9 protein-coding genes and 1 pseudogene are annotated in these 11888 nt (G+C 65.0%); 7 read left to right on the forward strand and 3 right to left on the reverse strand.

Annotated elements, in window-relative coordinates:
- Positions 1 to 181 precede the first annotated feature (181 nt).
- The 3 genes and pseudogenes from RPC_RS10470 to pssA all read left to right on the forward strand — a co-directional run bounded on the left by RPC_RS10470 (position 182) and on the right by pssA (position 4040).
- The gene (locus RPC_RS10470; protein WP_011472547.1) at positions 182 to 2167 is read left to right on the forward strand and encodes an ABCB family ABC transporter ATP-binding protein/permease; all 1986 of its coding nucleotides are present in this window, start codon (positions 182 to 184) and stop codon (positions 2165 to 2167) included.
- 134 nt (positions 2168 to 2301) lie between these two features.
- Positions 2302 to 3015: pseudogene (locus RPC_RS10475) on the forward strand (phosphatidylserine decarboxylase); the annotation flags it as partial.
- 140 nt (positions 3016 to 3155) lie between these two features.
- A complete protein-coding gene (pssA, locus tag RPC_RS10480; protein WP_011472549.1) occupies positions 3156 to 4040 on the forward strand; it encodes a CDP-diacylglycerol--serine O-phosphatidyltransferase in 885 nt (294 codons plus the stop codon).
- A gap of 15 nt (positions 4041 to 4055) precedes the next feature.
- On the opposite strand, the gene RPC_RS10485 is transcribed toward pssA, so the two are convergent.
- From RPC_RS10485 to RPC_RS10495, 3 genes are read right to left on the reverse strand one after another with little or no spacing between them, the layout of a single operon-like run.
- Positions 4056 to 5324, reverse strand: coding sequence for an adenosylmethionine--8-amino-7-oxononanoate transaminase (locus RPC_RS10485; RefSeq protein ID WP_011472550.1), 1269 nt, complete (start codon positions 5322 to 5324; stop codon positions 4056 to 4058).
- On the reverse strand, positions 5321 to 5950 hold the full coding sequence (gene bioD, locus RPC_RS10490; protein ID WP_011472551.1) for a dethiobiotin synthase: 630 nt from the start codon (positions 5948 to 5950) through the stop codon (positions 5321 to 5323). Before bioD ends, RPC_RS10485 begins: the two co-directional genes overlap by 4 nt.
- The gene (locus RPC_RS10495; RefSeq protein WP_011472552.1) at positions 5947 to 7101 is read right to left on the reverse strand and encodes an 8-amino-7-oxononanoate synthase; all 1155 of its coding nucleotides are present in this window, start codon (positions 7099 to 7101) and stop codon (positions 5947 to 5949) included. The genes bioD and RPC_RS10495 overlap by 4 nt, the downstream gene beginning before the upstream one ends.
- A gap of 391 nt (positions 7102 to 7492) precedes the next feature.
- Between RPC_RS10495 and RPC_RS10500 the strand changes: the two genes are divergently transcribed.
- The 4 genes from RPC_RS10500 to RPC_RS10515 all read left to right on the forward strand — a co-directional run bounded on the left by RPC_RS10500 (position 7493) and on the right by RPC_RS10515 (position 11885).
- On the forward strand, positions 7493 to 8266 hold the full coding sequence (locus RPC_RS10500; protein ID WP_011472553.1) for a motility protein A: 774 nt from the start codon (positions 7493 to 7495) through the stop codon (positions 8264 to 8266).
- Positions 8267 to 8296: 30 nt separating this feature from the next.
- Positions 8297 to 9124, forward strand: coding sequence for an OmpA/MotB family protein (locus tag RPC_RS10505; RefSeq protein WP_011472554.1), 828 nt, complete (start codon positions 8297 to 8299; stop codon positions 9122 to 9124).
- Positions 9125 to 9389: 265 nt separating this feature from the next.
- Positions 9390 to 11282, forward strand: coding sequence for a potassium transporter Kup (locus RPC_RS10510; protein ID WP_011472555.1), 1893 nt, complete (start codon positions 9390 to 9392; stop codon positions 11280 to 11282).
- A 276-nt stretch (positions 11283 to 11558) separates the two neighbouring features.
- Positions 11559 to 11885, forward strand: coding sequence for a rhodanese-like domain-containing protein (locus tag RPC_RS10515; protein ID WP_011472556.1), 327 nt, complete (start codon positions 11559 to 11561; stop codon positions 11883 to 11885).
- Positions 11886 to 11888: the final 3 nt, after the last annotated feature.

Below are 11888 nucleotides of genomic sequence, written 5' to 3' on the forward strand. Positions count from 1 at the left end.
AAATGCGAATCGCAGCGCGGCGCAGCGGCAACTGGTGGTTCTGCGAGGCCGAAAAGAATCGCCTTCAAGGGTGCATGGCGGGCGCAAAGCTCCTATATGACGGGCTGACCAAAACTCCGATCCGCGCGATGCGGCGGCTTTGCCGTCGCGCCTCGTTGCAGGCATTTCTCAGGCATTCTCGATGACTCCTCACCACGCGCGGCCGGCTGAGCAGGCGACGCAAAGTCCCGACGATTCGGCGCCAAAGGCGACCATGCTGGGCACGCTGGTGCACCTGTGGCCGTATATCTGGCCCGGCGAGCGCTTCGATCTGAAGATGCGGGTGGTCTGGGCGATGGTGCTGCTGCTGATCGCCAAGCTCGCCACCATGGTGGTGCCGTTCACCTTCAAATGGGCGATCGACGCCTTGACCGGAGCCGACACCGCGCCGGTGGAGCCGTCGAACTGGACGCTGTGGCTGATCGCCTCGCCGCTGATCATGACCGCGAGCTACGGCGCGGTGCGGATCATCATGGCGGTGCTGACGCAGTGGCGCGACGGCATGTTCGCCCAGGTGGCGATGCATGCGGTGCGCAAGCTCGCCTACATGACCTTCGTGCATATGCACGAATTGTCGCTGCGGTTTCACCTCGAGCGCAAGACCGGCGGGCTGACCCGCGTGCTGGAGCGCGGCCGCAACGGAATCGAAGTCATCGTGCGGATGGTGATCCTGCAGCTAGTGCCGACCATCGTCGAGGTGACGCTGCTGATGGGCGTGCTGCTGTGGCAGTTCGACTGGCGCTACGTGGTGGTGACGCTGATCACGGTGGTGATCTACATGTACTACACCTATCTCGCCACCGAATGGCGGATCGGTATCCGCCGCAACATGAACGAGTCCGACAGCGAGGCCAACACCAAGGCGATCGATTCGCTGTTGAACTACGAGACCGTGAAATATTTCAGCGCCGAGACCCGCGAAGCCGAGCGCTACGACCGCTCGATGGCGCGTTACGAGCACGCCAGCGTCAAGACCTACACCTCGCTCGCCGTGCTCAACGCCGGCCAAGCGGTGATCTTCACCTGCGGCCTGACCGCCACCATGCTGATGTGCGCGATCGGCGTGCGCAACGGCACCAATACCGTCGGCGATTTCGTGATGGTCAACGCGATGATGATCCAGCTGTACCAGCCGCTGAATTTCATGGGCATGGTGTATCGCGAGATCAAGCAGGCGATCGTCGACATCGAGAAGATGTTCGGCGTTTTGACCAAGAACCCCGAGGTCAAGGATCTGCCGGGCGCCAAGCCGCTGGTCGTTTCCAGCGGCAACGTCCGCTTCGACGATGTGCGGTTTGCCTACGATCCGGAGCGGCCGATTCTGAAAGGGCTCAGCTTCGAGGTGCCGGCCGGCAAGACCGTGGCGATCGTCGGGCCCTCCGGCGCCGGCAAGTCGACGATCTCGCGGCTGTTGTTCCGGCTGTACGACGTCTCCGGCGGCAAGATCCTGATCGACGGCCAGGACATCCGCAAAGTGACGCAAGGCTCGCTGCGGGCCTCGATCGGCATGGTGCCGCAGGACACCGTGCTGTTCAACGACACCATCCGCTACAACATCCGCTACGGCCGCTGGGACGCCAGCGACGCCGAGGTGGAGGAGGCGGCGAAGACCGCGCAGATCGACGCCTTCATCCAGGCCTCGCCGAAGGGCTACGAGACCGAGGTCGGCGAGCGCGGCCTGAAATTGTCCGGCGGCGAAAAGCAACGCGTGGCGATCGCCCGCACCGTGCTGAAGGCGCCGCCGATCCTGTTGCTGGATGAGGCCACCTCGGCGCTCGACAGCCATACCGAACAGGAGATCCAGGATGCGCTGGAGCGGGTATCCCGCAACCGTACGTCGCTGGTGATCGCGCACAGGCTTTCCACCATCGTCGGCGCCGACGAGATCATCGTGCTGGACCAGGGTCGCATTGTGGAGCGCGGCAAGCACGGTCAGCTTCTCGCCGCAAACGGGCTTTACGCCAGTATGTGGAACAGGCAGCGCGAGGCGCAGGAGGCCCGTGAAAAGCTGGCGCTGATCGGCGATGACGCAGCGCCGTCCCCGGCCCGCGCGCCGGCGATCGACGATGTGGTGCCGGCGCGGGAGCCGGTGCACGACACCCTGGCTACGCCCGACGCTGCGGAGTGAGTGAGGCCTCGCGCAATACCGCCGCCGTCGGCGCAGCGAATCATGGCGGCGACGCAGGTTTTTTCATATAACGCGGTTTCCGGCCCGTCGCCGCGCGACGCGCCACCCTCGCCCACAAGGGGAGAGGGGACAACAGAAGCAGTGAGCTGATGTCGATCGTCAATTCCATTCGTGCGCAAATTCCGCCGATCCATCGCGAAGGCTATCCGTTCATCGGCGGCTTCGCTTTGATCAGTCTGTTGTTGTTCTGGCTGTGGACGCCGCTGGGTTGGATCGGCGTAGTGCTGACGATCTGGTGTGCGCTGTTCTTCCGCGATCCGGTGCGGGTGACGCCGGTGCGCGACGACCTGGTGGTGGCACCGGCCGACGGTCGGGTGTCGATGGTGGTGTCGATGGTGCCGCCGGCCGAGCTCGGCCTCGGCGACAAGCCGCTGTTGCGGATCTCGATCTTCATGAGCGTGTTCAACTGCCACGTGAACCGCGCCCCGGTGGCCGGACGGGTCGAGCGCATCGTCTACAGCCCCGGCAAGTTCATCAACGCCGATCTCGACAAGGCCAGCGAAGACAACGAGCGCAATTCGATGGTGATCTCGACCCCGGGCGGCCAGATCGGCGTGATCCAGATCGCCGGCCTGGTGGCGCGGCGGATCGTATCGTTCGTGCGGGTCGGGCAGGTGCTCGGCGCCGGCGAACGCTTCGGCTTGATCCGGTTCGGTTCGCGGCTCGACGTCTATCTGCCGGACGGCGCCAAGGCGCTGGTGTCGCCGGGACAGACCTCGATCGCCGGCGAAACCGTGCTGGCGGATTTTCGCCAGGGCGACGGCGGCCGAAGCTATCGCGCCGCCTGAGGATCGTTAAGGGTGACGCCATCGGCCGCAGCCGCGGCGATGGCGAAGCCGCTTCGGGAGGTCTATATCAGGCTTGTCAGCGGTCGGTGTCAGGCTCGCTGAAGACGTGCTCTTGAAGGCATGTCGATCTCTTGAAGGCCATGTCGATGCCCTTTGATCCGAAATTCAACGACCCGCCGCGGCGCCGGTTCGGCCCGATCCCGGTGCGGATGTTGGTCCCCAACTTCATCACGCTGCTGGCGATCTGCGCCGGCTTGACCGCGATCCGGCTCTCCACCGAGGGGCGGATGGAGCTGGCGGTGGCGGCGATCGTGTTCGCCGCGGTGCTCGACGGCCTCGACGGCCGGGTCGCCCGGATGATCAAAGGCCAGTCGAAATTCGGCGCCGAGCTCGACAGCCTGGCCGACTTCGTCAATTTCGGCGTGGCGCCCGGCCTGATCCTGTATTTCTGGCAGCTGCACGAGCTGCACAATGTCGGCTGGATCGCCTCGATGATCTTCGCGATCAGCGGCGGGCTGCGGCTGGCGCGCTTCAACTCGACGATGGACGATCCCAACAAACCGGCGTTCGCGGCGAATTTCTTCACCGGCGTGCCGGCCCCGGCCGGCGCCATCGCGGTGCTGCTGCCGGTCTATATGTCGTTTCTTGGCGCGCCGTCGCTGCCGGCCGTGGTGACGACGCTGTACACGCTGGTGATCGCCGGGCTGATGGTGTCGCGACTGCCGGTATTCTCCGGCAAGACGGTGCGGATGCGGGTGCCGCCGGAGATGGTGCTGCCGGTGTTCGTCTCGGTGGTGTTCATCATCGCGCTGCTGATCGGCTATCCGTGGTACATGCTGTCGGTCGGCACGCTGCTGTATCTGATCAGCCTGCCGCTCGGGGTGCGGTCGTATCGCGCCCGCAGCGCCGCCGCCGCGCAACCGGCGCACGGCCCGGCGACCGGCCACCACGGCGCGCATCCGAACTCCACGGTGGCGCCGACCGCAGATCCCGCCCATGACGAGCGGCCGCCGCGGCTGAACTGAGCCTGCGGCGCAGCTCTACGCGGCCCGCGTCACCACATCCGCGGCTTCGCCGATCGCCGCATAGATCTCGTCGAGATCGGCGGCCGAGACGCAATACGGCGGCATCACATAGATGGTGTTGCCGAGCGGGCGCAGCAGCAGATCCCGGCCGGCAAAGAACCTCAACAGCTTCGGCCCGATGCCGGCGAGATAGCCGCCGTCCGGGGATTTCAGATCGAGCGCCGTGATGGTGCCGATCCGCCGCACGTTCTCGAACCGCGGATCGTTCGCGAACGGCTCGAGCCGCTGCGCTTGCATCGCCGCGACCGCGTCGACGCGCGCCATGCATTGCGGGTCCTGCCACAGATCGAGATTGGCCTTCGCGGCCGCGCAGGCCACCGAATTCGCGGTGTAGGAACTGGAATGGAAGAAGGTGCGGGTGCGGTCCGGCGAGTAATGCGCCTCGTAGATCTCGCCGCGGCACAGCGTCACCGCCAGCGGCAGCGAGCCGCCGGTGAGGCCCTTCGAATAGCAGGCGATGTCCGGTGAGATGTCGGCCTGCTCGCAGGCGAACAGCGTGCCGGTGCGACCCCAGCCGGTCATCACCTCATCGGCGATGAACAGCACGCCCGCCGCCTCGCAGATCCGCTTCATCTCGCGCAGCACCGCCGGCGGATAGATCAGCATCCCGCCCGAGCCGAGCAGCAGCGGCTCGACGATGAACGCCGCGGGCTTGGCGCGGCAGGCAGATTCCAGCGCGTCCAGCGTCGCCTGCTCCTGGCCGGCGTATGGGAACGGGATCACCGTGACGTCGAACAGCAGCGGCTCATAGGCGGCGTTGAACACGCCGCGGGCGCCGACCGACATCGTGCCGATGGTGTCGCCATGATAAGAGTGCTGCATCACCACGATCCGCGAGCGCGGCTCGCCGATATTGCGCCAATAGCCGAGCGCCATCTTCAGCGCCACTTCGACCGCGGTCGAGCCACTGTCGGAGAAGAACACGTAGTCCAGCCCGTTGGGCGTCAGCTTCAGCAGCGCCTTGGCGACGTCCTCGGCGGGCTGGTGAGTGTAGCCGGCGAAGATGATCTGGTTGAGCTCAGCGGCCTGCCGCTGGATCGCCTGCACGATATGCGGATGGCAATGGCCGTGCGTCACCACCCACCACGACGCGATGGCGTCGATGATCCGCGCGCCATCCTCGGTGTAGAGGTAGGCGCCTTCGCCGCGCACCACCTTGGTCATGGCGCCGTGCAGCGCGTGCTGAGTGAACGGATGCCAGATCGGCGAGTGGGTGGTGGTCACGACGTGAAATCTTCCCGGTTGAACGACGTTTTGAAAGCCGCTTGCAGCGTATGGCGATCAAGCGGATCGAGCCGCGGCAAGCGGCCGAGCCGTCGCACTTGGCCGATCGCGCAGATGATGTCCTCGCTGTCGCGATGGTCGTCGCCGATGAAGGCGATGCCGCAGATCGGAATGCCGCGGCGCCGCAACGCCTCGACCGAGAGCAGCGCATGGTTGATGGTGCCGAGCGCGGTGCGCGCGCATAGCACCACCGGCAAATTCCAGCGCGCGAACACGTCGATATACAGCGTGTCGGAATTCAGCGGCACCATCAGCCCGCCGGCGCCTTCGATCACCAGGGAGCCTGCAATCTGCGGCACGTCGAGCGCGTCCAGCTCAATCCGGACGCCGTCGATTTGCGCCGCCAGATGCGGCGAGGCCGGGGTGTTGAGGCGAAAGCGTTCCGGCAGGATGCGCTGCGGGGGCAGGCCGCTGAGCGCCGCGACACGGCTGGAATCGGTGCCGCCGTCGAGCCCGGCCTGCACCGGCTTCCAATAGCTGGCCTGCAGAAATCCGGCGAGCCCGGCGGAAAACACCGTCTTGCCGATGTCGGTGTCGGTGCCGGTGACGACGATGCGCGGGGTCATCGCGCGGCCCCCTTGGTCTCTTCGTCGAGCGCATCGAGCATCGCCAGCACTTCGGCCTCGCCGACGTTCAGCGTCAACGAAATCCGCAGCCGCGCGGTGCCGGCCGGCACCGTCGGCGGCCGGATCCCGCGGATGTCGAAGCCGCGCGCCTGCATCGCCGCGGCGAGCGTCATCGCCCGCGCGTTGTCGCCGACGATATAGGGCAGAATCTGCGAGTTCGACAGCCTTCGCCCGAAGCGGGCTTCGAATTCGCGATGGGTGAACTGGATCAGATCGAGCAGCCGCTGTGGCCGTTCCGGCTCGTCGTGCAACAGCATCAGCGCCTGCTGCACCGCCAACGCGACCAATGGCGACGGCGCGGTGGAAAAGATGAACGGCCGGCAGCGATTGACCATGAAATCGCGCAACACCCGCGTCATGGTGACCAGCGCGCCGGCGGCGCCGAGCGCCTTGCCGCAGGTGTGGATGACGATCAGATTCTCGCGGCCCTCGAACGGCGCGGTGAGGCCGCGGCCCTGCGGGCCATAGATCCCGGTGGCATGGGCCTCGTCGACCATCAGGAAGGCGTCGTGTCGCTCGGCCAGCGCGATCAGTTGCTCGAGCGGCGCGAAATCGCCGTCCATGCTGTACAGGCTTTCGACCACGAGCCAGACCCGGCCGGTGCCGCCCTCGGCGCGCCAGGTCTTGATGGTGTCGTCCATCGCCTGGGCGTCGTTGTGGCCGCCATCGCGATGCTCGGCGCGGCCGGCTCTGGCGCCCTCGTGAATGCTGGCGTGGACCAGCGTATCCAGCACCAAAAGATCGCCGCGCTGCGGCAGCGTGGTCAGCACGGCGAAATTCGCCACATAGCCGGCGGCGAAAAACAGCGCGGCGTCGGCGCCGAAAAACTGCGCGGCGTAGCTTTCGAGGCGCTCATGTTCGGCGCAATTGCCGCGCAGGCTGCGCGAGCCGCCGGAGCCGATCGGGGTGCCGGCTTCCAGCGCGGCGATCACCGCGTCTCTGATCTGCGGCGCGTTGGCCAAGGCCAGATAATCGTTGGAGACGAAATCGATGCCGCTACGCGGCTTCAGCAGCCGCAGCCGGCCGTCGTCGTTCAATGTCTGCAATGCCTCCGCATAGCGGAACAGCTTGTTGTTCGGTGCTGGGGTCATGGTTTCTTCGTCGGCAACGCGGTCGCGTCGGCGCCTCAGAGGACCGGCGGCTCGTTGCCAGGAGGGTTTCGTTGCGCGATGCGCGGTCGAGTCGATCGGGCCGATCTATAGCGGCTTTGCCGCGCCAAGGCGACCCGACCTCGACCGCCAAGGCCGCAACGCAAGCCCGCCGCTCTGGTTCTGACTGGCGCTGCCTCGCTCTGCACCGCAGGCAGCGAACGCAGCAGCGCATCGCTGCGTCGCTTTGTAGCGATTAGGCTGTTGTTAATAATTACTTATCCGGTAACGGGTCTTTAATCGCGGCGACGCTACGGTGGTTGCGCGCTGCTCAGAAGGGTCGCGCGCCGCCAATGCTGGTTGGCGGCTGAGTGCGTGCGTACCGGAGTTCAAAATGGATATCGCAACTCTCCTTGGCCTGGTCGCGGGCGGCATCGTCTTGACGACGCTCATCCTGATGGGTGGCGATTTCCGGATGTTCTACGATATTCATGCCGTCATCATCATTTTCGGCGGCTCCTTCGCCGCAACGTTGATCCGCTTTCCGCTGTCGACAATGATGCATGGCCTGCCGCTCGGCGCCAAATTCGCATTCACGCTAAGTAGCCTTTCGGCTCGAGACCTGGTGGAAGAACTGGCGCGGATCGCCGAGATCGCGCGTAAATCCGGCCCGGTCGGGCTGGAAAAGGTCGAGACCGACGAGCCGTTCCTGGCCAAGGGCATTCGCTACGTGGCTGACGGCTACGATCTGGAATTCATCCGCGACAACATGGAGCGCGACCGCGACAACTTCCTGCTGCATCTCAACGAGGGCAGCAAGATCTACCGCGCGATCGGCGACTGCGCGCCGGCGTTCGGCATGATCGGCACGCTGCTCGGCATGGTGCAGATGTTCTCCAACATGTCCGATCCGTCGAAGCTCGGGCCATTTATGGCGGTGGCACTGCTGGCGACGCTGTACGGCGCGCTGGTGGCAAACCTGATCTGTCTGCCGATCGCCGACAAGCTGCACGGCAAGCTGATCGACGAGGAGACCAACCGCACGCTGATCATCGACGGCATTCTGATGATCCGCGACTCCAAGAGCCCGACTTTGGTGCGCGAAATGCTGCTGGCCTATCTGCCCGAGAAGCACCGCCATGAAGAAGGCGAAATGGTTCCAGCGTAGCACACGGCATAGGATCGCGGATCAGGGCAAATGGCCAAAAAGAAACGCGAGGAAGCACACGGCGGTCACGGCTGGTTCGTGACATTTGCCGACCTGATGGCGCTGCTGCTCGCGTTCTTTGTGATGCTGGTGGCGTTCTCGACGCAGGATACCAAGAAGCTGAAGATCGTCGCGGGTTCGATGCGGGAGGCGTTCGGCGTGCAGAGCGATTCCCGCTATTCCGGCGTGTTGGAAACCGACGGCATCCCGACTCGCGGCAAGGTCAAGAACAAGGCGCACGTCGCGATCGACGACGCGAGCAACACCCCCAATCCCGACGAGGCCGGCGACTCGAAGGCCGCCGGCGCCCAGACCCAGGCCGAGCGAGAATTCGCGCTGGCCTCGGCGTCGTTGCGCCAAGCGCTGCAGGACCTGCCGGAACTGACCGAACTGTCGAAGAACATCATGTTCGAGGAGACCAAAGAGGGCCTCAACCTCGAGATCATCGACCAGGACGGCCGCTCGATGTTCGCCGACGGCTCCAAGGTGCCGTTCGAGCGCACCCGGCTGTTGATTCAGAAATTGGCGGCGCCGCTGCGCGCCACCCCGCTGCGGGTGTCGATCGTCGGCCATACCTCGGCCGGGCTGATGCCGGGACGCACCGATTACAACGCCTTCGATCTGTCGTCGGACCGTGCCAATGCGGTGCGCCAAATTCTGGAGCGCGAAGGCCTGCCGACCAGCCACGTGTTCGCGGTGTCCGGCAAGGCCGACAGCCAGCCGCTGTTTCCCGACGATCCGATGTTGGCGGCCAATCGCCGCGTCACCATTACCTTGATGCGGGAAAGCCCGCCGCTGCCCCCCGGCCTCAAACCGTAGCTCCGGCGCGGTATTCGGCGACCTGTAGCATGGTCTTATTGTGTTGGCTTTCAACGGCTTAGAGCGCAATACTGGGCGTGGGCCCGCAACCTGATTGCCGCCTGGCAGGTTCTCACTGTTTTGGCCTCGTGCCGCCATTCTCCTGTTGCGGGCGACGCGCGGGGGGTGACATCGAACCAACGGTGTTATAATCCGCGTCACCTCATGGCACTCTCCCGGCCGGCTCGGTCGGGATCAAAAACTATCATCAGAGCGTTCCAGCATCATGGCCCTCACCAGCGCCGCGTCCACCGACGCACCTCCGACAACAGGCTTCTGGGCTTTGACGCTCGGCGGCGTCGGCGTGGTGTTCGGCGATATCGGAACCTCGCCGCTTTATGCCTTTCGCGAGGCGGTGCATGTCGCCGCGGAAGGCGCCCAGGTCACCCGGGTCATCGTGCTCGGCGTGCTGTCGTTGATCCTGTGGTCGCTGTTCATCGTGGTCACGGCGAAATACGTGCTGCTGCTGCTGCGCGCCGACAACAACGGCGAGGGCGGCACGCTGTCGTTGATGGCGCTGGGGCAGCGCGCGATCGGGCGCCGCAGCGTTTTCCTGATGAGCCTCGGGGTGATCGGCGCCTCGATGTTCATCGGCGATTCCATGATCACGCCGGCGATTTCGGTGCTGTCGGCCGTCGAAGGCTTGAAGATCGCCGCGCCGGCGCTCGAACATTACGTGGTGCCGCTGACGGTCGGCATTCTGGTGGTGCTGTTCGCATTTCAGCGCTGGGGCACCGCGCGGGTCGCCTCGGCGTTCGGCCCGGTGATGATCGTCTGGTTCAGCACGCTGGCGGTGATGGGGCTGATCCACATCAACGACGATCCGTCGGTGCTGGCGGCGATCAATCCTTGGCACGCGGTGCACTTCATGTTGTCGCACGGCATGGTCGGGCTGGTGACGATCGGAGCGGTGTTTCTCGCGGTCACCGGCGGCGAGGCGCTGTATGCCGACCTCGGCCATTTCGGCCGCAAGCCGATCCAGACCGGCTGGCTGTTTTTCGTGCTGCCGTCGCTGCTGATCAACTACTTCGGCCAAGGCGCGCTGGTGCTGTCGCATCCTGAGGCCGTCGAGAACACCTTCTATCGCATGGTGCCGGAGAGTTTTCTGGTGCCGTTGATCGTGCTCGCCACCGCCGCCACCGTGATCGCCAGCCAGGCGGTGATCACCGGGGCGTTTTCCTTGATCAGCCAGGCGGTGCAGCTCGGATTGTTGCCGCGCTTCGAGGTCCGCTACACCTCGGAGACCCACGCCGGCCAGATCTATCTGCCGCGGGTCAACATGCTGCTGTTGATCGGCGTCTTGATGCTGGTGCTGCTGTTCCGCAATTCCAGCGGACTGGCCTCGGCCTATGGCATCGCGGTGTCCACCACCATGGTGGCGGACGGCGTGATGGGCTTCGTGGTGATCTGGAAATTGTGGGGCTGGCGCCCGGCCGCCGCCGCCGCGTTGATCTTTCCGTTCGTCGCCGTCGACGCGATCTTCTTCAGCGCCAATCTGCTGAAGCTTCTGGAAGGCGCCTGGGTGCCGCTGCTGTTCGGCCTGTTGATGGCGACGCTGATCTGGGTCTGGCGTCGCGGCTCGGCGATGCTGATCCTGAAGACCCGTCGCACCGAGGTGCCTTTGAACGACCTGATCCAGAGTCTGGAGAAGCGTCCGCCGCACATCGTCAAGGGCACCGCGGTGTTTCTCACCAGCGATCCGGAATATGTGCCGACGGCGCTGCTGCACAATCTCAAGCACAACAAGGTGCTGCACGAGCACAACGTGATCCTGACGATCCAGACCGCGCAGACCCCGCGGGTCGACCCGGCCGAGCGGGTCACGATGGAGAACATCAGCGACAAATTCTCCAAGGTCCGGCTGCGGTTCGGCTACATGGAATCCCCCAATGTGCCGAAGGCGCTGGTGATCGCCCGCAAGCTCGGCTGGCAATTCGACATCATGTCGACGTCGTTCTTCGTGTCGCGGCGCTCGCTGAAGCCTGCCGCGCAATCCGGCCTGCCGCGCTGGCAGAACCACCTGTTCATCGCGCTCAGTCGCTCGGCCAACGACGCCACCGACTATTTCCAAATCCCCACCGGCCGCGTGGTCGAGGTCGGCACCCAGGTGACGATCTGAGCGGACCGGTCCGAAGCGCGATGCCGCGATCGCAGGTCTGCATCTCGGATTCGATCGGACAACGCAGATCAATGAAACTCGGATGATTTTGCCTCACAACGGCATCTCGCAAAGAATATCCGAACCGCCACGCCGAGGATTCCGGTCATGACCTATTGGCTCAAGCGCTTGATTTTCATCGCGCAAGGCGCGACTTTGATGCTGCCCTTGCCGAGCGTCGCCGTGCTCGTTGCGGCGCAATTCAGTTCCATCGATGCGACGGCGGGGGAGATAAGCGTGGGAGCTCAGGTTCACGATTTGACGCCGCAGCAGGTTTCGGCGGGGATTGCGGAGGGCCGCTATCTGCTGGTCGACGTCCGCGAATCGAACGAGGTCGCCGCCGAGGCCTATCCCAATGCGGTGGTGGTGCCGTTGTCGAGCTTCGATCCGAAAAACATCCCCGATCCGCAGGGCAAACAGGTGGTGTTCGCCTGTCGCTCCGGCAAGCGCTCGGTGACGGCGTCGCTGGCCGCGCAGGCCGCGGGGCTGGCTTACGACAAGCATCTGGCCGGCGGCATTCTCGGCTGGAAGGCGTCGGGACTGCCGACCAAGCCGGGCCACTGATCC

This window comes from Rhodopseudomonas palustris BisB18 (genome assembly GCF_000013745.1).
In the GTDB taxonomy this organism is placed as follows: domain Bacteria; phylum Pseudomonadota; class Alphaproteobacteria; order Rhizobiales; family Xanthobacteraceae; genus Rhodopseudomonas_A; species Rhodopseudomonas_A palustris_F.

Excerpts from the sequence above, each read along its gene's own strand:
- RPC_RS10500 (WP_011472553.1), top strand. The coding sequence starts at position 7,493 with ATGGATATCGCAACTCTCCTTGGCCTGGTCGCGGGCGGCATCGTCTTG.
- RPC_RS10470 (WP_011472547.1), top strand. The coding sequence starts at position 182 with ATGACTCCTCACCACGCGCGGCCGGCTGAGCAGGCGACGCAAAGTCCC.
- RPC_RS10495 (WP_011472552.1), bottom strand. The coding sequence starts at position 7,101 with ATGACCCCAGCACCGAACAACAAGCTGTTCCGCTATGCGGAGGCATTG.
- RPC_RS10510 (WP_011472555.1), top strand. The coding sequence starts at position 9,390 with ATGGCCCTCACCAGCGCCGCGTCCACCGACGCACCTCCGACAACAGGC.
- pssA (WP_011472549.1), top strand. The coding sequence starts at position 3,156 with ATGTCGATGCCCTTTGATCCGAAATTCAACGACCCGCCGCGGCGCCGG.
- bioD (WP_011472551.1), bottom strand. The coding sequence starts at position 5,950 with ATGACCCCGCGCATCGTCGTCACCGGCACCGACACCGACATCGGCAAG.
- RPC_RS10505 (WP_011472554.1), top strand. The coding sequence starts at position 8,297 with ATGGCCAAAAAGAAACGCGAGGAAGCACACGGCGGTCACGGCTGGTTC.